The 21,937-nt window shown below is 71.7% G+C and carries 19 protein-coding genes; 5 read left to right on the top strand and 14 right to left on the bottom strand.

The features are described 5' to 3' along the window. Window positions 1–155: 155 nt before the first annotated feature. Entirely contained in the window at window positions 156–914 is a 759-nt protein-coding gene (locus tag ACFWGJ_RS25325; RefSeq protein WP_107020187.1) for a TIGR00730 family Rossman fold protein, read from the bottom strand. Between the two features lie 111 nt (window positions 915–1,025). After that, window positions 1,026–2,105 (bottom strand): succinyl-diaminopimelate desuccinylase, encoded by a 1,080-nt coding sequence (gene dapE / locus ACFWGJ_RS25320; RefSeq protein WP_387328583.1) that lies wholly within the window; start codon window positions 2,103–2,105, stop codon window positions 1,026–1,028. Window positions 2,106–2,221: 116 nt separating this feature from the next. On the opposite strand from dapE, the gene ACFWGJ_RS25315 reads away from it, so the two are divergent. Together ACFWGJ_RS25315 and ACFWGJ_RS25310 are read left to right on the top strand one after the other, a co-directional pair. Continuing rightward, window positions 2,222–3,253: a heavy metal transporter gene (locus tag ACFWGJ_RS25315; protein ID WP_387328580.1), complete on the top strand. Its 1,032-nt coding sequence runs from the start codon at window positions 2,222–2,224 to the stop codon at window positions 3,251–3,253. Between the two features lie 382 nt (window positions 3,254–3,635). After that, window positions 3,636–4,073: an ATP-binding protein gene (locus ACFWGJ_RS25310; protein WP_387328577.1), complete on the top strand. Its 438-nt coding sequence runs from the start codon at window positions 3,636–3,638 to the stop codon at window positions 4,071–4,073. A 248-nt stretch (window positions 4,074–4,321) separates the two neighbouring features. On the opposite strand, the gene ACFWGJ_RS25305 is transcribed toward ACFWGJ_RS25310, so the two are convergent. Continuing rightward, the gene (locus ACFWGJ_RS25305) at window positions 4,322–5,422 is read right to left on the bottom strand and encodes a bifunctional succinyldiaminopimelate transaminase/glutamate-prephenate aminotransferase (protein WP_387328575.1); all 1,101 of its coding nucleotides are present in this window, start codon (window positions 5,420–5,422) and stop codon (window positions 4,322–4,324) included. Between the two features lie 126 nt (window positions 5,423–5,548). After that, window positions 5,549–5,869: a ferredoxin gene (gene fdxA, locus ACFWGJ_RS25300; protein ID WP_190033468.1), complete on the bottom strand. Its 321-nt coding sequence runs from the start codon at window positions 5,867–5,869 to the stop codon at window positions 5,549–5,551. Between the two features lie 141 nt (window positions 5,870–6,010). On the opposite strand from fdxA, the gene ACFWGJ_RS25295 reads away from it, so the two are divergent. Further along, complete coding sequence (locus ACFWGJ_RS25295; RefSeq protein WP_387328571.1) at window positions 6,011–7,030, top strand: GNAT family N-acetyltransferase; 1,020 nt, start codon at window positions 6,011–6,013, stop codon at window positions 7,028–7,030. A 219-nt stretch (window positions 7,031–7,249) separates the two neighbouring features. Further along, the gene (locus ACFWGJ_RS25290) at window positions 7,250–8,101 is read left to right on the top strand and encodes a tetratricopeptide repeat protein (protein ID WP_387328568.1); all 852 of its coding nucleotides are present in this window, start codon (window positions 7,250–7,252) and stop codon (window positions 8,099–8,101) included. A gap of 16 nt (window positions 8,102–8,117) precedes the next feature. Here the strand turns inward: ACFWGJ_RS25290 and ACFWGJ_RS25285 are convergent, their stop codons facing one another. The 5 genes from ACFWGJ_RS25285 to ACFWGJ_RS25265 form a co-directional block, all read right to left on the bottom strand. Then, the gene (locus ACFWGJ_RS25285; RefSeq protein ID WP_387328565.1) at window positions 8,118–8,987 is read right to left on the bottom strand and encodes an ABC transporter substrate-binding protein; all 870 of its coding nucleotides are present in this window, start codon (window positions 8,985–8,987) and stop codon (window positions 8,118–8,120) included. A 146-nt stretch (window positions 8,988–9,133) separates the two neighbouring features. Next, complete coding sequence (locus ACFWGJ_RS25280; RefSeq protein WP_387328562.1) at window positions 9,134–11,482, bottom strand: hypothetical protein; 2,349 nt, start codon at window positions 11,480–11,482, stop codon at window positions 9,134–9,136. A 166-nt stretch (window positions 11,483–11,648) separates the two neighbouring features. After that, the gene (locus tag ACFWGJ_RS25275; protein ID WP_387328560.1) at window positions 11,649–12,104 is read right to left on the bottom strand and encodes a DUF6113 family protein; all 456 of its coding nucleotides are present in this window, start codon (window positions 12,102–12,104) and stop codon (window positions 11,649–11,651) included. Continuing rightward, window positions 12,101–13,078 carry an N-acetyl-1-D-myo-inositol-2-amino-2-deoxy-alpha-D-glucopyranoside deacetylase gene (mshB, locus tag ACFWGJ_RS25270; protein WP_387328557.1) on the bottom strand — a complete coding sequence of 326 codons (978 nt, stop codon included), beginning with the start codon at window positions 13,076–13,078 and terminating at the stop codon, window positions 12,101–12,103. The genes ACFWGJ_RS25275 and mshB overlap by 4 nt, the downstream gene beginning before the upstream one ends. A 30-nt stretch (window positions 13,079–13,108) precedes the next feature. Next, window positions 13,109–13,303 carry a hypothetical protein gene (locus ACFWGJ_RS25265; protein ID WP_107020199.1) on the bottom strand — a complete coding sequence of 65 codons (195 nt, stop codon included), beginning with the start codon at window positions 13,301–13,303 and terminating at the stop codon, window positions 13,109–13,111. A 183-nt stretch (window positions 13,304–13,486) separates the two neighbouring features. On the opposite strand from ACFWGJ_RS25265, the gene ACFWGJ_RS25260 reads away from it, so the two are divergent. Further along, window positions 13,487–15,643: a prolyl oligopeptidase family serine peptidase gene (locus ACFWGJ_RS25260; RefSeq protein WP_387328554.1), complete on the top strand. Its 2,157-nt coding sequence runs from the start codon at window positions 13,487–13,489 to the stop codon at window positions 15,641–15,643. Window positions 15,644–15,807: 164 nt separating this feature from the next. Here ACFWGJ_RS25260 and ACFWGJ_RS25255 read toward each other — a convergent pair whose 3' ends face one another. The 5 genes from ACFWGJ_RS25255 to ACFWGJ_RS25235 form a co-directional block, all read right to left on the bottom strand. Beyond that, window positions 15,808–16,929, bottom strand: a complete 1,122-nt coding sequence (locus ACFWGJ_RS25255; RefSeq protein ID WP_387328552.1) for an ABC transporter ATP-binding protein — start codon at window positions 16,927–16,929, stop codon at window positions 15,808–15,810. Next, a complete protein-coding gene (locus tag ACFWGJ_RS25250) occupies window positions 16,922–17,926 on the bottom strand; it encodes an ABC transporter ATP-binding protein (RefSeq protein ID WP_387328549.1) in 1,005 nt (334 codons plus the stop codon). Before ACFWGJ_RS25250 ends, ACFWGJ_RS25255 begins: the two co-directional genes overlap by 8 nt. Before the next feature lie 5 nt (window positions 17,927–17,931). Continuing rightward, window positions 17,932–18,975 carry an ABC transporter permease gene (locus ACFWGJ_RS25245; protein ID WP_387328547.1) on the bottom strand — a complete coding sequence of 348 codons (1,044 nt, stop codon included), beginning with the start codon at window positions 18,973–18,975 and terminating at the stop codon, window positions 17,932–17,934. Beyond that, window positions 18,968–19,891 carry an ABC transporter permease gene (locus ACFWGJ_RS25240; protein ID WP_387328544.1) on the bottom strand — a complete coding sequence of 308 codons (924 nt, stop codon included), beginning with the start codon at window positions 19,889–19,891 and terminating at the stop codon, window positions 18,968–18,970. The genes ACFWGJ_RS25245 and ACFWGJ_RS25240 overlap by 8 nt, the downstream gene beginning before the upstream one ends. 73 nt (window positions 19,892–19,964) lie before the next feature. Continuing rightward, the gene (locus tag ACFWGJ_RS25235; protein ID WP_387328541.1) at window positions 19,965–21,605 is read right to left on the bottom strand and encodes an ABC transporter substrate-binding protein; all 1,641 of its coding nucleotides are present in this window, start codon (window positions 21,603–21,605) and stop codon (window positions 19,965–19,967) included. Window positions 21,606–21,937 lie beyond the last annotated feature (332 nt).

Below are 21,937 nucleotides of genomic sequence, written 5' to 3'. Positions count from 1 at the left end.
CTGATTTTCAGCCCGTCCGGCGTTTGAGGACGAGCGCGCAGCGCGATACGGGGGCGAGGGGGCGCAGCCCCCATACGTGGACGATGGGGGTCCCCCCGGTCGAGCGAAGCCGAGACTGGGGGAGGGTAGGGGCGGCGGGGGCGAGGAAAAGCCCCCTACCTTCCCGCCTCCTTGGACACCAGAGCCACCGCCTCGTCCACGTCATCCGTGAGGTGGAACAGCAGCAGGTCCTTCTCCGACGCCTTGCCCTGGGCGATCAGGGTGTTCTTGAGCCAGTCGACCAGCCCGCCCCAGTACTCCGTACCGAAGAGCACGATCGGAAAGCGCGTGACCTTCTGGGTCTGCACGAGCGTGAGCGCCTCGAAGAGTTCGTCGAGCGTGCCGAGCCCACCCGGCAGCACCACGAACCCCTGCGCGTACTTGACGAACATCATCTTGCGGACGAAGAAGTACCGGAAGTTGAGACCGATGTCGACGTACTCGTTGAGCCCCTGCTCGAAGGGCAGCTCGATGCCGAGGCCGACGGAGATGCCCTTCGCCTCGCAGGCGCCCTTGTTGGCGGCTTCCATGGCTCCGGGACCACCGCCGGTGATCACGGCGAAGCCCGCCTCGACCAGGCCCCGGCCGAGCGCGACCCCCGCCTCGTACTCGGGCGAGCCGGCCGGTGTGCGCGCCGAGCCGAAGACGCTGATGGCGGCCGGGAGTTCGGCCAGCGTGCCGAAGCCCTCGATGAACTCCGACTGGATGCGCAGCACGCGCCAGGGGTCGGTGTGCACCCAGTCCGACGGCCCGCCGGCGTCCAGCAGCCGCTGGTCCGTCGTGCTCGCCTGCACCTGCCCCCGCCTGCGCAGCACGGGGCCCAGCTGCTGCTCCTCCGGTGGCTGCTTGCTGCCCTCGGGGTTGCCGGTAGCCATGTCCGCTCCCTCCGCTTGCCGATCGTTCCACCTCAGCGTAGATCTCCACGGGTTAAGGAGGGGGGACGCCGGCATGTCCGCCTCGGATCGGACCGCCCGCCCGGTCGCCGGTCAGGCCGTCAGCCAGGCCCTCAGCCGCTCCTCGCCCGCCAGGATTTTCGCGGTTTCGACCCGTTCGTCACGCTTGTGCGCCAAGTGCGGGTTGCCGGGGCCGTAGTTGACCGCCGGGACGCCGAGCGCGCTGAAGCGGGAGACGTCCGTCCAGCCGTACTTGGGCTGCGGGGTGCCTCCGACGGCCTCGATGAAGGCCACCGCGGCCGGATGCGAGAGGCCGGGCAGCGCCGCCCCGCTGTGGTCGTCGACGACGAACTCGGCCACGCCGCAGTCGGCGAAGACCTCGCGGACGTGCGCGAGGGCCTCCTCCTCGCTGCGGTCGGGCGCGTAACGGAAGTTGACGCTCACCACGCACGCGTCGGGGATCACGTTGCCCGCCACCCCGCCCGAGATCCCGACGGCGTTCAGGCCCTCGCGGTATTCGAGGCCGTCGATGACCGGGTAGCGCGGCTCGTAGGAGGCGAGGCGGGCCAGGATCGGGGAGGCCGCGTGGATGGCGTTCGAGCCCATCCAGCTGCGCGCCGAGTGCGCCCGCTCCCCCGTGGTCTTCAACAGGACCCGCAGGGTTCCCTGGCAGCCGCCCTCGACCTGCCCGTCGGAGGGCTCCAGGAGGACCGCGAAGTCGCCCTCCAGCCACTCCGGGCGGGCCTCGGCCACATGCTTGAGGCCGTTCAGGTCGGCGGCGACCTCTTCGTTGTCGTAGAAGATGAAGGTGAGGTCGCGGTTGGGGGCCGGCACCGTGGCCGCGATCCGCAGCTGCACCGCGACGCCCGACTTCATGTCGCAGGTGCCGCAGCCCCAGAGCACGCCGTCCTCGTCCAGGCGCGAGGGCACGTTGTCCGCGATGGGGACCGTGTCGATGTGCCCGGCCAGGATCACGCGCTCGGCCCGGCCCAGGTTCGTCCGCGCGACGACGTTGTTGCCGTACCGGTCGACCGTGAGGTGCGGCAGGGCGCGCAGCGCGGTCTCGACGGCGTCCGCGAGGGGCTTCTCCGTGCCGCTCTCCGACGGGAAGTCGACGAGCCGGGCGGTGAGCCGGGCGGCGTCCAGCGTGAGGTCAAGTGGGGTGTCGGCCATGCCGTCGACCCTAACGCGCCCGGTCCCCGCGACCCTCGCGGAGACCTGTTTCCACGGGCGGGTGGATCTCCGGAACCTCACACGGTCCCGACAGTACTCTCCAGTACCTTGTACGCGTGCCTGAGCCGTCCCCCACTTCCGTCGCCCCCAGGCGCCGTGGCCGTCTCCTGCGTTCCGGAGCGGCTCTCGTCGTCCTGCTCGGCGTCGCGGCGTATCTCACCGTGCAGTACCTGACCGGCGGGAGCGGAGTGCCCAAGTGCACGGTCGTCTCGGCCGACGGCGACGGCACGTCGTACGAGTTCACGGCGGAGCAGGCGGTGAACGCGGCGACGATCTCGGCGGTCGGCATCAGCCGCGGCATGCCCGAGCGGGCCGTCACGATCGCTCTCGCGACCGCCCTCCAGGAGTCCGCCCTGCGCAACCTCGGCCACGGCGACCGGGATTCGCTGGGACTCTTCCAGCAGCGGCCCTCACAGGGCTGGGGCACCGAGCGGGAGATCCTGGATCCGGCGTACGCGGCGGGCGAGTTCTACGAGCATCTGGACAAGGTGCCCGACTACAGGCGGCTGCCTCTCACCGTGGCCGCGCAGCGCGTCCAGCGCAGCGGCTACCCGGAGGCGTACGCGAAGCACGAGCCGGACGCGACGCTCCTCGCGGCGGCCCTGACCGGCCGCGCCGCCGCCACGCTGACCTGCGAGGGCCGTCCGGCCACGCGACCCGGCGGCCCGGAGCCGGTGCGCACCGCGCTGGTACGGGACTTCGGGCGCGGGGCCTTCCAGGAGGCGGGCGCGACGGTGGCCGCGAGCCCCTCGGCCGACCCGTCGGCCGAACCGTCGACCGGCCGGTCGGCAGACCGCTCGCCCACGCCCTCGGGTGCGTCCGTGCCGTCCGCGTCGGCGAGCGGGTCCGACGGCAGGCGCACGGTGACCCTCCCGGTGCCGAAGACCGCGGCCACTGGAGGCGGGCAGCGGCAGCGCGGGTGGGCCCTCGCGCACTGGGCCGTCGCCAACTCGTCCGCGCTGCACGTCGAACGGGTCTCGTACGCGGGCCGGGTGTGGACGGCCGGCAGTACGCGGAGCGAGTGGCGCGACGACGGTCCGGCGGGCCGGAAGGCCGCGGACGAGGTGCGAATCGTCACCGGGCAGTAGTACGGACCCTCACCCGTTGGTGGCACTCCCGGCGTGCCACGTCGACAGGTGGCCGCAGTTTTCTGCGGCCCTTCCGCCCGCTTGTCCCGCACCTGCCCCGTGGGCGTCAAATCCCTTGCCAGCAAAGGGCTGTGGGGATTCGACGGGCCGTGCGACCAGGCCTTCTTTGCCCGGGTTTCTCCGCAGCCGATAATGCGACGCATTACCAACTCTTTACTTCGGGCCACCGCAACCTTCGCGGGCTTCGAGCGGTAGTCACTGCGTCCGAGCCCGGAACGATCAACACCGGTCGGCAGCCGGTCGACACCCAGTCGGCAGCGAGTCGGTCAACTGCCGGGCGCGGCGGAAGATTTCATCGTTCTCTCCCCGTCAAAGGAGCACCATGTCCCTCCCCCTGACCCGTCGGATCGCCCGTGTCGCGCTGCTCATCGCAGCGGGAGCGGCACCCGTGGTCGGTGCGGCCGGCTCCGCGAGCGCGGCCGAACTGCCGGCCACCCCCGACCTCGGCGGCCTGAGCGCGCTGGACAACGCGGGCACCACCGTCGACGGTGCCACGCAGAACGCCACCGGGGCGGCCGGCGAAACGGGCAGCAAGGCCGTGAAGAAGGCCGTGCCGGCCGCGGGCAAGACGGGCGGCAAGGCCGTCAAGACGGCGACGCCCGCGGCGCAGAAGACCGCCGGGGACGTTGCCGGGACCACGGGTGACGTGCTCGGTGACACCGCTGGGTCCGCGACCGGTGGTGGGCTGCCGACCGATGCGGTCTCGAAGGGTGGGCTGCCGACCGAGGGGCTGCCGCTGCAGGGGCTGCCGCTCGGCTGATCGGCTTGCTGCCGGCTTGGCTGCGGTGAAGGGGTTCAGGGGTTTCCCCCTGGGCCCCTTCGCCTTTGCGTGTCGCCTGCGGCGGGCTGGTGGGGTTTCGGGTGCGGGTGCGTCGTGGCTGGTCGCGCAGTTCCCCGCGCCCCTTGTGGGGGCTGGCCCCGGGATTTCGGGTGCGGGTGCGTCTCGGCTGGGCGCGCCGTTCCCCGCGCCCCTTGAAGGCTGCCCCTGCGGGGCGCCTTCAAGGGGGGTCAGTTCGTCGTCAGGCGGGAGGTGGCTGCCTGAACTCTTTCGTCCGTTGCTGTCAGGGCCACCCTTACGAAGTTTTCGCCTGCCGGGCCGTAGAAGTCGCCCGGGGCCACCAGGATGCCCAGGTCGGCCAGGTGGGCCACGGTGGTCCAGCAGGACTCGTCGCGGGTTGCCCAGAGGTACAGGCTTGCCTCGCTGTGCTCGATGCGGAAGCCGTGGCTCACCAGGGCTTCCCGGAGGGCCTTGCGGCGGGCCGCGTACCGCTCGCGCTGCTCCTGGACATGGGTGTCGTCCGAGAGGGCCGCCACCGTGGCGGCCTGCGTCGGCGCGGACGTCATCATGCCGCCGTGCTTGCGGATCTGGAGCAGGTCGCCCAGGACCGCGGCGTCGCCGGCGAGGAACGCGGAGCGGTAACCCGCGAGGTTCGACCGCTTCGAGAGCGAGTGGACCGCCACGATCCCCTCGTACGAGCCGCCGCACACCTCGGGGTGCAGGACCGAGACCGGGTCGGCCTCCCAGCCCAGTTCGATGTAGCACTCGTCGGCGAGGACGAGGATGCCGTGCTCGCGCGCCCAGGCGACGATCCGGGTGAGTTCCTGCTGGGAGAGCACCCGGCCGGTGGGGTTGGACGGGGAGTTGAGCCACAGCAGCTTCAGGCCGGTGGGGTCCAGGTCCGTCGGGTCGTCGTACGCGATGTGGTCCGCGCGGGCGAGGCGGGCGCCGACCTCGTACGTCGGGTAGGCCAGGCGCGGGTAGGCCACCTTGTCCCCCGGGCCGAGGCCCAGCTGGGTCGGCAACCAGGCGACCAGTTCCTTGGAACCGACCACCGGCAGGACGTTGCGGTGCGTGAGGTCCCGGGCGCCGAGCCGGCGTCCGCACCAGCCGACCAGCGCGTCCCGCAGCTCCGGTGTGCCCCACACCGTCGGATAGCCGGGCGAGTCGGCGGCGGCGACCAGAGCTTTCTGGATCAGCTCGGGCACCGGGTCGACCGGGGTGCCGACGGAGAGGTCGACGATGCCGTCCGGGTGAGCGGCGGCCTTCGCCTTGAAGGGCTCCAGCTTGTCCCAGGGAAAGGCGGGAAGCCGGTCGGAGACTGCGGACACGGGTTCTGGCTCACTTTCTGCACGGCAGGCACGGCAAACACGGCGGCCCCGCACGGCGGCGGGCCGTACGGGACCGGGACGGCACCCACGGCTGCCGCCGGGCGGGGCCGCCGGCGCACGGGCCGCTTACTGGTTCTGCGGCGGCAGTCCTGCGACGAAGGGGTGGTCGCGCTCGATGAGGCCCAGCTTGCTGGCACCACCGGGCGAGCCGAGCTCGTCGAAGAACTCGACGTTCGCCTTGTAGTAGTCCTTCCACTCCTCGGGAGTGTCGTCCTCGTAGAAGATCGCCTCGACCGGGCAGACCGGCTCACAGGCACCACAGTCGACGCATTCGTCCGGGTGGATGTACAAGGACCGCTGGCCCTCGTAGATGCAGTCGACCGGGCACTCCTCGATGCACGCCTTGTCCTTGACGTCGACACAAGGCTGCGCGATGACGTAGGTCACGCTGTCGTTCCTCCTCGATAGGGCGCTGGCGAGCCGTCTTCAGGCTCCGCCACCTGGCGCGCGGGAGCGCGGCGTCGTCGATGCCCGCACCTAGTATCTCCGTTCTTGGGCATGATCCGAACAGGAGGGTTGGACTGAGCTGTGGATTTCTCACCACACTTCCGGCTTGAGGTCCGTGTCACCCCCGCTGACGTGGGCAAACGCGTCTCGGTGCGACGGTTGCGCGAAGAGGCCCCCGAGGGTGAGAAGTTCACCGACACGGTCGGTGTTCTCACATCATGGGACGACGGTGTGCTGCTGATCACACGCCGGTCCGGGGAAAGTGTCCGCATTGCGGAAGCGACGCTGGTCGCGGGCAAGGTCGTCCCGTCCGCGCCGGCCCCCAGACGGGGACCCGCGGCCTCGTACGAGGAACTGGCGCGGGTCGCCGCACGGGCCTGGCAGCCGGTGGAGCGCGAACGGCTCGGCGCGTGGGAACTGCGGGCCGCGTCCGGCTTCACGCGGCGCGCCAACTCGGTCCTGCCCCTCGGCGACCCGGGCGTGCCGCTGGACGAGGCGCTGTCGCTAGTACAGGAGTGGTACGCGACCCGTGGGCTGCCCGCCTACGCGCAGACCGCCACGGGCGCGGAGGGCACGCAGGAGGCGCTGAGCGCGGAGTTGGAGGCGCGGGGGTGGGTGCGTGAGGTGTCCGCGGAGCTGTGGACCGGCGCGCTGGCGCCGGTGGCCGATCTCCCGGACCCGGGGCCCGGGCGGACGGTCACCCTGGCGCGCGAGGCCGACGAGGGATGGCTGGGCCGCTACCAGCGCAAGGGCGTGAGCGAGGTGGCGCTGAAGGTGCTGGGCAGCGGCCCCTCGGTGTGGTTCGCGACCGTGCCCGGCAGTGAGCCGGGGGTGCCCGCGGCGATCGGCCGGTGCGTGGTCGACGGCCGCTGGGCCGGGTTCGCCGCGGTGGAGGTGGACCCGGCGCTGCGCCGTCAGGGCCTGGCCACCACGGTCATGACGGCCCTGGCCCGCCGGGCCCTGACGGAGGGCGCCTCGGCGGCCTGGCTCCAGGTGGAATCGGACAACACAGGCGCCCGCTCCCTCTACACCCGCCTGTCCTTCACCCCCCACCACGCCTACCACCACTACAGAGCCCCCGCTCCACAACGAACCCCGTAAGGGGCGCGGGGAACGGCGCGACCGGCCACGACGCCCCCGCACCCGACAACACACCGGCACCACCCCCCACCAGGGGCGCGGGGAACTGCGCGACCAGCCCCGACGCACCCGCACCCGACAACCCCACGGCCACCCCCCTACCCCCCAGCCCCCTCAACCCCACAGAGAACCGCGCGGAGCGCACCGCTATCGATCGGCGTGAAAGGGCACGAAGCAGCTATGCGTCCACTACACCCCCCAGACCCGGCGCGAAGCGCCGAATGGCGGCGGCGCTTCGGCGAAGAGGCACGAGCCGACCGCCCCGACCTCTCGGCCCTGTGTCTCCTGGTGGGTGCCCAGGCGGACGGCGAGCTGACCGAGGCAGGGATGGACGCCGCCCAGATCGAGCTGGACCGCCTGGCCGGAGAGCTGCCGTTCCGGCCCGGCGGCCCCCGGTCCTGGGCCACGGCGCTCTCCGAGCACCTGGGCACCGGCCTCGGCTACCGCGGCACGCCCGGCGACTACCAGCGGCTGGAGTCCTCCCTGCTGGACAAGGTGCTCAAGCGCCGCCGCGGACTGCCCATCCTGCTCTCCGTGGTGTGGATGGAGGTCGCGAGAAGGGCCGGGGCGCCCGTCTACGGAGTGGCCCTGCCCGGTCACTTCGTCGTCGGTTTCGGCCCGCCCGAGCAGCAGGTCCTCGTCGATCCCTTCGTCGGCGGCCGCGTACTGACCGGCACCGACGCGGAACTGCTGGTGGCCGGGGCCACCGGCTCGCCCCTCGACCCGTCGATGCTCTCGCCCGCCGATCCGCTCGACGTCGTCCTGCGCATCCTCAACAACATCCGCGCCTGGGCCGCCGCCCGCCCCGAACGCTCCGACGTGGCCCTGTGGGCGGTCGACTTCTCGCTCCTGCTGCCCTCGCACCCGGCCCGGCTGCGCTACGAGCGCGCCCAGCTCCTCGTGCAGCGCGGCGACTTCCTCACGGGCGCCACGGAACTCGACGCGTACGCGGAGATCGTGGCCGCCGTCGACGAACCGGCGGCGGCCCGCGTACGGAGCCAGGCGCACGCGGCCCGCGCGATGCTCAACTGACCCCCGGCCGCCCCTTTCAGGACCCTGCTCGGGACTCCGCTGCGGCCAGTTCCCCCAGGACACGGGCCACCGACCCGAAGAAGGCCGCGTACGCGCGGGCGCTGCACGGCAGTTCCGGGTTCCAGGGCGTCACGGTCGCGGCCGAGGTCAGGGCGCGCCAGGCGGGTACGGACGCCAGCTCCGCCGCCGGGGCGGCGTTTCCGCGGACGTCCGCGAGGACCAGGCCGGGGGCCAGGTCCACCGCCCGCTCCCAGGTGGTCGTGGCCCAGTTCGCGCCGCCCTCGCCCGGCTCGGTCAACCGCACGCCCAGGTCGGCCAGATGCCGTAGCTCGGGCCAGGCCCGGGGGCGGGCGAGATGCACCTGGCCGGGCCCGGCGGCCGACAGCGCGAGGACCTTGACCGGCACCTCCGCCCGTACCGTCGACCGGACGGCGTCCTGCGCGGCGGTCAACTCCTGCTCCTGCCCGACCGGTTCACCGCCGAGGGCGCCGGCGAGTTCGGCGAAGCGGGCCAGGATGCGGGGCAGCGGGGTGCCGGCGCCGACCGCGAGGGCGAGCACCGGCGCGCCCGCCCGTTCGGCGGCCGGCTCCGTGACCGCGTACGGCTGCTTCCCGTCGTAGGTGACGTCGACGACCAGGTCCGGACGCACGGAACCCAGCGTCGCGTGGTCGAGGGTTCTGCCCGCGCCCAGGTACGGGACGTCCGCGAGGGAGCCGGACTTGGCGCGGTCGGGCTCGTCGCCGTCGTGTCCCGACCCGTACACCGCGACGGGCCGCACCCCCAGGTCCCACAGCCCGGCACCCGCGCGTACGTACGCGGCGACGCGCTCGGGCCGCCCGGCGAGCCGGACCGTGATTCCCCGGTCGTCCGTGAACTCCCAGCCCATACGGCACCCGCCCCTTCGGCACCCGCCCAGCGCGGCCCACCCGGCAACGATGCGGCGGACGTCCGGACAGGGCAAGAGGGCACCCGGCCATCACCGGGTGCCCTCTCGGCCTTCCGCGAAGCGGACGAACTGCTGCCGCGTGGGCTCTACGTGGGGTTGGTCTCGATCACTCCGACGCGGTCCGTCGCCGTCTTGCCGAGGAGCGCCTGGCGCAGTGCGCCGACCACGTCCTGCGGGGTCACGGCGGTCTTCTTGCCGTTGCCCCGGGCGATCGTCACACCGTCGAACGCGCCGCCGTACAGCTCCTTGAGGGCGGGCAGGTCGTAGTAGTCGACCAGCTTGCCCTCGGGGGTGGCCTTGACGCCGAGGAACTTCCACAGGGAGTTCTCGGGGCTGAACTGGACGACCGCGGTGCCCGCCTTGACGGTCACGAGTCCGGACATCGCGGGCTGCGCGAACTCCTTCATCATGCGGTCGACCTCGGCCTTGGAGACCTTGGGCTCCTTCGCCGTGGTCGGCACCTTCACGGGCGCCGACTTCCCGGTCTCCACCTGGGTGCGGTACGCGTCCTCGACGGCCTCGGTCGACCGGTCGATGTCGATGCCCTTGCCCGCCTTGCCGTAGACGGCGACGGCCTTGCCCGACTGGAACTTGATCGTGCCCTCGGTCGCCGAACCGGAGCCGCCCGCGGCCCCTTCGAGCGCGGCGGCGAGCTTCTCCTCGTCGACGGGCATCACGGGGGCGACGACACGCTCCTGGCCGATCAGCGAGCCGATCACCGAGACGGGGTTGTAGTCGCTGCCCGCGGCGGCCCGCACCGTGGCCTGGGTGTCGAGCTGGAGCCCGGCCTGGTCCGGCTTGAGCGCGACGGTGTCGCCCTCGACCGACAGCTGGAGCGGCTTGGCGGCCGATGCCTTGAAGGCGTCGTCGAGCTTCTGCACGGCCTCGTCGCGCGTACCGCCGCCGATGTCCACACCGAGCACGCTGGTGCCCTTGGGGACGTCGGAGTGGTTCATGAGCAGTCCGGCGCCGTACGCGAGGCCGCCGAGGGTCACCACGCCGGTGACCAGGAGCACCAGCTTGTTGCGGCCCTTCTTCTTGGGCCGGGCGGCGGCGGGCGCGGCCGGTGAGACCGGTTCCGGCAGCTTCGGGGGCTGGTGCGGCAGCGGTCCGTCGGTGTGCGCGCCCGGTCCGAACGGGGAGTTCGGGGCGGGGGGCACGACGGGGATGCCGCTGGTGAGGGTGTGCCCGGAGACGTTCTCACCGGCGCCGCCGTAGCCCGGCGCGCCCGGTTCGGGCGCCGGGACCTGCGGGGTGAGGATCGCGGTGTCGTCGCTCAGCCCGCCACCGGGGCGTCCGGCGCCCGCGGGGGCACCGTTGAAGGCGGAGCCGCTCTGGGCCCCCTTGCCACCGGGGAAGCCGGAGGTGTCCGGGCCGCCGGGAGCACCCTGACCGCCGGGGCCGGGACCGCCGGGAGCACGGTGGCCGCCGGGTCCGCCCTGGCCACCGGGGCCGCCGGCCGCGCCGGGGTTGCCGGGAGCGCGGTGGCTGCCGGGGCCGCCGGGAGCACCACCAGGGCCGCCGGGGCCGCCGGGGAAGCCCTGACCGCCGGGCGCCGCCAGGGGCGTGTCGCCGCTGACCGGGCCGCCGGTCGGACCCGAGGGTCCGTGCTGGCCGTTCTGGCCGCCGTCGGAGAAGTACGGAAGTCCGTCGCGGCGCGGTTCGCCGCCGTTGTCGCCCGCCTGGGCGCCCGTCGGATACGGCGATCCGCCCGGCCCGGTGCCCAGCGGCCCCGCCGCCAGCGCCCGGGAGACGTCGAAGGAGCCGGTACCGCCGCCGTGGCCGGGGGCCACGGGGCCGGTGCCGCCCGCGCCGGGCAGTCCCGCGCCGTTGGCGTTGCCGCCGGGCCGTGCCCCGGGTGTGGCCGCGCCGCCGGGCCGCGCCGCGGGCGCTCCGGAGGGGCCAACTCCCCCGCCGGCGCCCGTCGCCGGGCCCTGGGCGCCCGAACCGGCGGCCATGCCCGCGCCGTTGGCGTTGCCGCCGCCGGGGCCGCCCTTGGGAGCACCGGCCTTGCGGGGGGCGAACCAGTCGCTCCGCTTCTCCTCGGCGCCACCACCCGCGCCACCGGCACCACCGGCGCCGGGCATCGGGTGGGACCCCGTGTCGGAGTCGACGGGCTGGCTCGGAAGTGCGGCCGGTCCGGTCTCCGGGGCCGCGGACCCGGACGCACCGGTGGCGTCGGAGGACTCCGCGTTGGCCACGGGCGTGCGCACGACGACCGGCGGAATCGGCCGGGATCCGGGGATGTTGATACGGATCCGGGTCGTCAGCGTGGTCTCGGTCTTGGGCTGTTCCGGCCGGTCACCGGCACTGCGCCCCGCGTCGGCGGCGCCGTCGGAAGCCATCGGCGTTCCGTACGGCGGAGTCCCCGACGGGTATGCGGTTCCCCCGCGCCCGTTGGGCCCGGAGGACGAACTGTCAGTTTCACGACTCAAGGCAGGTTCTCCTGGTTGGCTCCACCGCCCGGTTACTCGACCTCGACCTCGATTCGGGCGGCTCGGCGGCGCGCTCCACCATACTGGCCACTTGTCCCCCTCATTTTGCGGCCGTCGGGGAAACCCACACCGGACTTGCACCTGCGTGCTGTGGCGAAGTGGTACGTCACTTGCCAAGTCGGGCGGCGGCGCCGCCCGGTTGCCGTCCCTGACCAAGGGTGGCGCACATCACAGCCACAGCCATACCGCCGAGCAGGAAGAGATAGGAGCCCGCTCCCGCGGCGAAGAGGAAGTCGCCCTCGGGGCGGCTGGCGGTGAGCAGGACGACGGCGATCATCCAGCCGGCCGCGGGCGCGACGGCACCGGCCCGGCCGCCGGTCGCACGCGATCCGCCCAGGAACAGGCCCGCCGCGCCGGCCAGCGCGAGCAGCAGCCCGCCCGGGAACCAGCCCGCCTGCACCAGTGCCCCGGCCACCGCGACCACGGCGCCGAGAACGAAGAGGCCGAGGTGGACGACGATCCGCAGGGCCGAGGGCGGGCGCAGGGGCTGGGCGAGCGCGGCGCCCGCGTTCGACCGGTCCGCGTACGAACGGTTCGCGTTCGGCCTGTTCGCCGCGTTCATCGCGTACCGCCCTCGCTGGTTGCTTCTGTGATCTGTGCGAATGCGCTCTCCGCGAACGCGTCCGTGATCCCCGCGAACAGATCGGTCTCCCGGTCCGCCCCGGCGCGCTCGCCGCGCACCAACTCGTAGTACTCCACGGTGAACAGGGGCTGCGCGAGCCGGTTGGAGAGCGCGAACCACGGTTCGGCGACCTCGATCTGGGTGGCGTGCGCCCGCATCGCGGCGGCCTTGGCCGTGGCCTGGGCGGTGCCGTCGATCTCCGTGGTGACCACCGGGTCGTCCACCACGCCGGGGACGTCGTCGAGCGTGGCGGAGGCGGGGAAGGGCAGTGTGTCGAGTACGTCCTTCAGGCGGGCGAAGCCCTCCTCGGCGACGGAACGCGGCACGCGGTTCCAGTAGATCTTCGCGATCGTCCACGGTGCGCCGAGGTCGGTCCTGAAGTCCGGCTCGGCCGCCAGATCGGCGGCGCGCATGGCGACGCGGTGGGCCTGGATGTGGTCGGGGTGGCCGTATCCGCCGTGCGGGTCGTAGGTGACGAGCACGTGGGGTCGTACCTCGCGGATCACGCCGACCAGATGCGCGGCCGCCTCGTCGACGTCCGCGCGCCAGAAGCAGCGCGGGTTGTCGTTGTCCGGGAGGCCCATCATCCCGGAGTCCTCGTAACGGCCGGCGCCGCCGAGCGAACGGGCGTCCCGCACGCCCAGCTCACGCATCGCCTCGGCAAGCTCCGCCAGGCGGTGCTCGCCGAGGTGTTCTCCCGACAGATGCGCGAGTCCGGGCGGAATGACCTCGCCCAGTTCGCCCCGTGTGCAGGTCACGAGGGTGACCTGAGCGCCCGTGGCCGCGTACCTGGCCATGGTGGCGCCATTGTTGATCGCCTCGTCGTCCGGGTGCGCGTGCACCAGGAGCAGACGACCGGCGAAGGGGGAGGGGGGTCCCCCGGGCCGGCGGCCGGAAGAGGGCAGTTCCGTCATGGACCCCACCCTACGAGGCGGGTGGTCCGGTCAGAACTTGATGTCCCCGATCATGCCGGCGATGTTCGTGGTCAGCTCATTGATCGTCGGGGCGATCGTCGAACTCGCCAGATAGAAGCCGAGCAGGACGCAGACGATGGCGTGAGGCGCCTTCAGCCCTGATTTCTTGACCAGGATGAAGACGATGATCGCCAGTAGCACCACCGCCGAAATCGAAAGTGCCACGGCGGCTCACCTCCAAAGATCCCAGGGACAACGGGGGGTGGGGTCGAACATTGGGGGGCAGCAAATGCGTACAGCAGCCAGCAGGTTGATACCCACACAGCGCTAGTGATCATAACTATTCGTGCGTGCGCATTGATCGGCGCACGGCCGCACAAGGGGGCGCATGGCCAATATGGTCGGAGCATGACGACCGAGCCTCTCTCCTTTCCGCGCCGGCAGGCGCGCACCCTGCGGTTCACGCTGGGCGCGCCCCGTGCGTTCACCGTGGCGCCCGATGGTTCACGTGTGGTGTTCCTGCGGTCCTCGTCCGGCACGGACCGGGCGAACCAGCTGTGGGTTCTCGACGTGGCGAGCGGCAAGGAGCGCCCCGCGGCCGACCCGGGGGCGCTCCTCGGCGGGTCCTCCGAGCGCCTCCCGGCGGCGGAACGGGCCCGGCGCGAGCGCAGCCGCGAGGGCGGCGCGGGCATCGTCGGGTACGCCACGGACGCCGCCGTGGAGCTGGCGTCCTTCGCCCTGTCGGGGCGGCTGTTCACCGCCGAGCTGAGGGCCGGAACCGCGCGTGAGCTGCGGGTTCGCGGTCCGGTGATCGACCCCCGCCCGTCCCCCGACGGACGGCTCGTCGCGTATGCGGCCGGGGGCGCCCTGCGGGTCGTCGGTGCCGAGGGCGAGGACGACCGGGCGCTCGCGGAGCCGGAGTCGCAGACGGTCACCTACGGGCTCGCCGAGTTCGTCGCGGCCGAGGAGATGGGCCGCTCACGGGGCTTCTGGTGGTCCCCCACGTCGGACCGTCTGCTGGTGGCACGGGCCGACGACGCCCCCGTACGCCGCTGGTGGATCTCCGACCCCGCGCATCCCGGGCGGGAGCCGCAGCAGGTGGCGTATCCGGCGGCGGGCACGGACAACGCGGAGGTGCGGCTTTTCGTACTGGGGCTCGACGGGGCACGTACGGAGGTTCAGTGGGACCGGGCCCGCTACCCGTATCTGGCGCGAGTGCACTGGTCGGCCGCCGGGGCGCCGCTGCTGCTCGTCCAGGCGCGCGACCAGGCGAGTCAGCTCTATCTGGCCGTCGATCCGGACAGCGGGACCACCAGGATGGTGCACGCGGACGAAGATCCGATTTGGCTTGATCTTTTCCCCGGTGTGCCGAGCTGGAGCCCGAGCGGACAGCTCGTGCGGATCGCCGACGAGGGCGGGGCGCGTGTGCTCGCGGTGGGCGAACGCCCCCTCACGGGTCCGCAGTTGCACGTGCGCGCCGTGCTCGACGTCTCCGACGACGACGTGCTCGTGTCCGCGTCGGCCGGCACGGCCGCGGCCGACCCCGAGATCGGGGAGGTGCACGTCTACCGGGTCAACGACCTCGGCGTCGAACGGATCTCCCAGGAGCCCGGTGTGCACTCGGCGGTGCGGGCCGGCGGTGTGACCGTCCTCGTGTCGGCCGTGCCCGACAGGCCCGGGGCGCAGGTCAAGGTGGTGCGCGACGGGGGCCGCAGGGCGGCGGGGAGCGGCCGGGGCGGCGGCGGCACGGAGGCGGTGACCGTGGCCTCGTACGCCGAGCACCCCGGAATGAGCCCGCGCGTGCACCTCACGGAAGCCGGTGAGCGCCGGGTGCCGTGCGCCGTCGTGCTCCCCACGGGCTACACCGACGGTCCGCTGCCGGTGCTCATGGATCCCTACGGCGGGCCGCACGGGCAGCGGGTGCTGGCGGCGCACAACGCGTACCTCGCGCCCCAGTGGTTCGCCGATCAGGGCTTCGCGGTGGTCGTGGCGGACGGGCGGGGCATGCCGGGCCGCTCACCGGCCTGGGAGAAGGCGGTCAAGGACGATCTGGCGGCGGTCGTCCTCGACGACCAGGTCCACGCGCTGCACGCCCTCGCCGAGCGCTTCCCCCTGGATCTGACCCGGGTGGCGATCCGCGGCTGGTCGTTCGGCGGCTACCTCGCGGGGCTCGCGGCGCTGCGCCGCCCCGATGTCTTCCACGCGGCCGTGGTGGGCGCGCCGGTCACCGACCAGCGGCTGTACGACACGCACTACACGGAGCGGTATCTGGGCGATCCGAACCGGCAGCCCGAGGTGTACACGGCGAACTCGCTGATCGACGACGACGGACTGGTGGGGGCCATCGGGCCGGCGCGGCCCATGATGATCGTGCACGGTCTCGCCGACGACAACGTGGTGGTCGCGCACTCGCTGCGGCTGTCCTCCGCGCTGCTGGCCGCGGGCCGTCCGCACGAGGTGCTGCCGCTGTCCGGGGTCACGCACATGACCCCGCAGGAACAGGTCGCGGAGAATCTGCTGCTGCTCCAGGTGGACTTCCTGAAGCGGTCGCTGGGCCTGCGGTAGGGAAACCGGCGGCGGGGTGGCGACCGGCCGGGGAGACATGGCGCTCCCCGGCCGGTCTACGGCACCCGCACGGCCGTACGCTGTTCACAGTGCCGCGTCCGTATATCGGTGCCGGGTCGGCCAAGTTGCCTGCGTGTTAACGCAGTTGCTGCATGTTTGTCAGCCTATGTCGGCCCGTCCGGCGTATCGTCCGGCACCTTCCCCGGCGGCTCCTCCGGCGGCACCACCTGCTTCTCCTCCGCGAAGTGGCAGGCCGAGTCATGGGCGGCGGGACCGGCCTCGTACCGGAACTCCGCGGGTACGGCGAGCAGCGGGACCTCCATCGCGCAGCGCTCGGCGGCCTTCCAGCAGCGGGTGCGGAAGCGGCAGCCGGAGGGGATGTTCGCCGGCGAGGGCACGTCACCGAAGAGGATGATCCGCTCCCGGTGCTCCCGGGCCTCCGGGTCCGGCACGGGCACAGCGGACAGCAGTGCCTGGGTGTACGGGTGCGTCGGGTGGTCGTAGATCTCGGCGTCCCGGCCGGTCTCCACGATCCGCCCGAGGTACATCACCCCGACGCGGTCGGAGATGTGCCGCACGATGGACAGGTCGTGCGCGATGAAGACGTAACTGAGGGCGAACTCGCTCTGGAGGCGGTCCATCAGGTTGATCACCTGCGCCTGCACCGACACGTCGAGGGCCGACACGGGCTCGTCCGCGACGATGATCTCGGGGCGCAGGGCCAGGCCGCGCGCGATGCCGATGCGCTGGCGCTGGCCGCCGGAGAACTGGTGCGGATAGCGGTTGATGTACTCGGGGTTGAGCCCCACCACGTCCAGCAGGTCCTGCACCTGCCGTCGCCGGTCACCCTTCGGCGCGACCTCGGGGTGGATCTCGTACGGCTCCCCGATGATGTCGCCGACGGTCATGCGGGGGTTGAGCGAGGTGTACGGGTCCTGGAAGACCATCTGGATGTTGCGGCGGACGGCCTTGAGGGCGCGGCCGGACAGCTTGGTGATGTCGTCGCCCTTGTATCTGATCTCGCCCGCGGTCGGCCGCTCCAGGTTGACCAGCATCTTGGCGACCGTCGACTTGCCGCAGCCGGACTCGCCGACGATGCCGAGGGTTTCCCCCGCGCCGAGGTCGAAGTCGACGCCGTCGACGGCCTTCACCGCGCCCACCTGCTTGCGGAACAGGATTCCCTGGGTGAGCGGATAGTGCTTGACGAGGCCGCGGACCTGGAGGATCGGCTCGCCGACGGGGGCGTTCAGATGCTCGGCGACCGCGCCGTTCTTCCGCTCAGCCATTGAGGCACTCCCTCCAGAAGTGGCAGGCGCTCACACGGCCGTTGCCCGCCTCGGTCAGGTCGGCCGCCTCGGTCGTCACCTCGTACAGGGGAGGTACGTCGGTGCGGCAGACGTCCTGGGCCATGGGGCAGCGCGGGTTGAAGGCGCAGCCCGGCGGGATGTTCATCAGGTTGGGCGGCAGGCCCTTGATCGCGTAGAGCTCCCGGCCCTTCTGGTCGAGCCGCGGGATCGACTCCAGCAGACCCTTCGTGTACGGGTGCGCGGGGGCCTTGTAGATGTCGTGGACCGGGGCGGACTCGACGATCCGGCCCGCGTACATCACGGCGATCCGGTCGGCGACGTCCGCGACCACGCCGAGGTCGTGGGTGATGAGGATGAGGCCCATGTTGAGCTCGCGCTGCAGCTCGGCGAGCAGGTCCATGACCTGGGCCTGGACGGTGACGTCGAGGGCGGTGGTGGGTTCGTCGGCGATGATCAGGGCCGGTTCGAGGGCGAGCGCCATCGCGATCATGATGCGCTGGCGCATACCGCCGGAGAACTGGTGGGGATAGTCGCCCACGCGGGAGGCGGCGCCCGGGATGCGGACCCGGTCCATCAGCTCGACGGCCTTCGCCCTGGAGTCCTTGCGGGACATGCCCCGGTGGACCGTGAACATCTCGCCCAGCTGGGCGCCGACGCTGAGCACCGGGTTCAGGGACGACAGCGCGTCCTGGAAGATCATCGCCATCTGGGCGCCGCGGACCTTGCGCCGCTCCTCCTCCTTGAACTTCAGGAGGTCCTGGCCCTTGAAGAGGATCTCGCCCCCGGTGATCTTCCCGGGCGGGGTGTCGAGGATGCCCATCACGGCCTGCGCGGTCACCGACTTGCCGGAGCCGGACTCGCCGAGCACGGCGAGCGTCTCGCCCTCGTCCACGCTGTAGGTGACCCCGTTGACGGCCTTGGCGACACCGTCCCGGGTCCTGAACTCCACGTGCAGATCGCGCACTTCGAGCAGCACGTCACTCACCTCAGCTTCGGGTCGAGGGCGTCGCGCACCGCGTCGCCGAGCATGATGAACGCGAGGACGGTGACGGCCAGCGCCCCGGCGGGCCACAGCAGGGCGTGCGGCGCGGTGCGGATGTACTGGGACGCCGAGGAGATGTCGATGCCCCAGCTCACCGTGGGCGGCTTCAGCCCGACGCCGAGGAACGAGAGGGTCGCCTCCAGCGAGATGTACGTTCCCAGCGCGATGGTCGCCACGACGATGACCGGGGCGATCGCGTTGGGGGTGATGTGCCGCAGCAGCATCCGGGAGTTCGAGGCGCCGAGCGCGCGGGCGGCCTGCACGTAGTCGTTCTGCTTGGTGGTGATGACCGAGCCGCGGGCGATGCGGGAGATCTGCGGCCAGCCGAGCAGCACCATGAAGCCGATCACCGGCCAGATGGTGGAGCTGGTGACGACGGACAGCAGCACCAGACCGCCGAGGACGACGGGGATCGCGAAGAAGATGTCGGTGATACGGGAGAGGACCGCGTCCCACGCCCCGCCGAAGAACCCGGCGAGCCCGCCGAGCACCGAGCCGAGGATCGCCACCCCGAGCGTGGCGCAGACGCCGACGGTGACGGAGACCCGGGCCCCGTACACCGTGCGCGTGTAGACGTCGCAGCCCTGGCCGTTGTAGCCGAAGGGGTGGCCCGGCTGGGAGCCCTCCTGGGACTTGGCGAGGTCGCACTTGAGGGGGTTGCCGGAGGCGATCGCCGAGGGCCACAGCGAGATGACGATCAGGAAGAGGATGACGAGCCCCGAGATGATGAAGACGGGGTTGCGCCGCAGGTCGCGCCAGGCGTCGGACCACAGGGAACGGGGCTTGTCCTGCGGCCCCGTGCCGTCCGGCCCGCCGAGGGGCTTGCGCAGCGAGTCGGCCTCCTCGGTGGCGAGGTCCATCGCGCCGCCCATGCCGGTGGCGGCGATGGCGCCGTCCTCGGGGGCACGGCCGCCGCCGGACAGGTGCGGCCCCGGCGGCATGGAGGGCAGGGGCCGCTCCGGCGGCGTCGGCTGCTCAGGCATAGCGGATCCTCGGGTCGAGTACGGCGTACAGGAGGTCGACCAGCAGGTTGGCCACCAGGAAGACGAGGACGAGGACGGTCACGAAGCCGACGACGGTCTGCGTGTTCTGGCGCAGGATCCCCTGGTACAGCTGGAATCCGACGCCGTGGATGTTGAAGATCCGCTCGGTGACGATCGCGCCGCCCATCAGCGCCCCGATGTCGGTGCCGATGAAGGTGACCACCGGGATGAGGGAGTTGCGCAGCAGGTGCCGGGTGATGACGCGGCGCCGTGGCAGGCCCTTGGCGATGGCCGTACGGACGTAGTCGGCGCGCCGGTTCTCCGCGATGGACGTCCGGGTCAGCCGGGTCACATAGGCGAGGGAGACGGACGCGAGGACCAGGCCCGGCACGATCAGCTCGTCGAAGGGCGCCTCGGAGGAGACGGACGGGCTGATCCAGCCCCATTTGACGCCCAGCAGCAGCTGGAGCAGCAGACCGGTGACGAAGGTGGGCACCGAGATGACGACGAGGGTGACCAGCAGGACACCGGTGTCGACGGGCCGGCCGCGGCGCAGTCCGGTGACGACACCGAGCGCGATGCCGATGACGATCTCGAAGAGGATCGCGACGATCGTGAGCCGGATGGTGACCGGGAACGCGGTCGACATCAGCTCGGTGACCGCCTGTCCGTTGAACGCGGTGCCGAAGTCGCCGGTGAAGACGTTGCCCATGTAGGTCGCGTACTGCTGCCACACGGGCTTGTCCAAGCCGAACTCCCTGCGCAGCTGGGTCGCCGTCGCGGGGTCGCACTGGCGGTCTCCGCAGAGGCCCGCGATGGGGTCGCCCATCACGTTCACCATCAGGAAGATCAACAAGGTGGCGCCGATGAAGACCGGGATCATCTGCAGCAGACGCCGGATCACATACCGTCCCATGAGGGCTCCGGAGGTAGGCGGGTAGCCGGGGGCGGGCGCCTGGGCTTCCTGGAAGCGCGCCCGCCCCCGCGGCTCAGCTGACCTTGATCTCGTTGTAGACGGGCAGGCTGAACGGGTTCAGTGCCACGTTCGAGATCCGGTCCGAGTAGCCGGCGCTGCCGTTCTGGTACCAGAGCGGAATGGCGCCCATGTCGTCCCGCAGGACCTCTTCGGCGTCCTGGAAGAGGCCGACGGCCTTGGCCTGGTCGGTCTCCGCGTTGGCCTTGTCGACGAGGTCGTCGAACTCCTTGCTGGTCCACTTGCCGTCGTTGGACGAGGCGTTGGTGTAGTACAGCGGCTGCAGGAAGTTCTGGATCAGCGGGTAGTCCATCTGCCAGCCCGCCCGGAAGGGGCCCGACATCTTGGACTGGGTGATCTGGTTGCGGAAGTCGGCGAAGGTGCCGACCGGGTTGCCGACGCAGGCCTTGTCGTTGCCGAGGGCGTTGTTGACGGAGTTGCAGACGGCGTCCACCCACTCCTTGTGGGAGCCGGTGTCCGCGTTGTAGGAGATCTTGACCTGCCCGCCGGGCAGCCCGCCGCCCTCCTCGATCATCTTCTTGGCCTTGGCGGGGTCGTACTCGCAGGCGTCACCGCACAGCCCCTCCTTGAAGCCGCCGGCCTCGCCGAGGACGGGCGAGGTCCAGTCGCTCGCGGGGGTGCGCGTCTTCTGGAAGATGGTCTCGGTGATCTGCTTGCGATTGATGGCCATGGAGAGCCCGGTACGGACCTTCTCCATCCCGTCCTTGCCCCAGTTCTTGTCGTAGAACGGGAAGGCGAGGGTCTGGATGATGCCGGCGGGGGTGTTGATGTACCGGTCGCCGAGGTCGCTCTTGGCGTTCTTGAGCTGGGCGGCGGGCACGTCGTCGACGAGGTCGAGGTTGCCTGCCATCAGGTCCGTGTAGGCGGTGTTGTTGTCGGTGTAGACCTTCAGGTCCACCCCGCCGTTCTGCGCCTTGTCGTCCCCCGGGTACTTGTCCCACGTGCGCATCTTCATCGCCGAGCCCTTGGCGTACGAGTCGATCGTGTACGGGCCGTTGCCGACCGGCTTCTTCAGCCAGGCCGCGTGGTCGTCGAAGAACGCCTGCGGCAGCGGGGCGAAGGCGGCGTAGCCGAGGGTGTCGGGGAAGGTCGAGAACTTCTGGTTGAGCTTGATCGTGAAGGTGTTGTCCCCCGTCACCTTCAGCCCGCTCAGGGTCTGGGCGGACTGCTTGCCGCCGTCCTCCGGGTGGACCTTGTCGTAGCCGTCGATGTACCCGAAGAAGTACGCGTTCTTCTGGTTGTTCTTGAGGCTCGCGCCGTAGTTCCAGGCGTCCACGAAGGACTTGGCGGTGACCGCCTCGCCGTTGCTGAACGTCCAGCCGCTCTTGACGGTGACGGTGAAGTTCTGCGAGTCCGAGGTGTCGATCTTCTCGGCCAGCATGTCCTTGGCCTCGCCGGTCTTCGGGTCGTAGCGCTTGAGGCCGCGGAAGAGCATGTCGAGGACCTTGCCGCCCTGCACCTCGTTGGTGTTGGCGGGCTCCAGGGGGTTCTGCGGGTCGCCCCACGACGAACTGAGGATCCCGGAGCCGTCGCCGCCGCCGCTGTCGCCTCCGTCCCCGCCTCCCCCACAGGCCGTCGCGGCGAGGGCTACCGCCGTCGCGCAAACGGCCCATCTGGCGTGTGTGGCTCCACGCATGGAGTGCCTCCTCATCGGTGCGCTGCGGCTCCGGCGCCGGAGCCAATTCCTTTGCGCCCAATATCGGTGCAGAACTCACATAGCGCACATTTGGCGACCCACATGGGTGCACGCGGCACCGGAGGTGCGGGCCGGTTGCGCAGTTCCCCGCGCCCCTGAGGGGTGGGGGCGACCGGTCGTGTGTCGGCTGTCGGCCGGTGGGGGCTTGTCGCGCCGTTCCCCGCGCCCCTGAGGGGTGGGGGCGACCGGTCGTGTGTCGGCTGCGGCCCGGTGGGGGCGGGCCGCGCAGTTCCCCGCGCCCCCAGGAGGGGCACTTCGTGCCCCGTCAGGGG

Origin of the sequence: Streptomyces sp. NPDC060205 (assembly GCF_042728395.1) — a bacterium.
Classification (GTDB): domain Bacteria; phylum Actinomycetota; class Actinomycetes; order Streptomycetales; family Streptomycetaceae; genus Streptomyces.
Note: the sequence above shows the minus strand (reverse complement) of the source record. Positions and strands in the feature narration are given on the sequence as shown.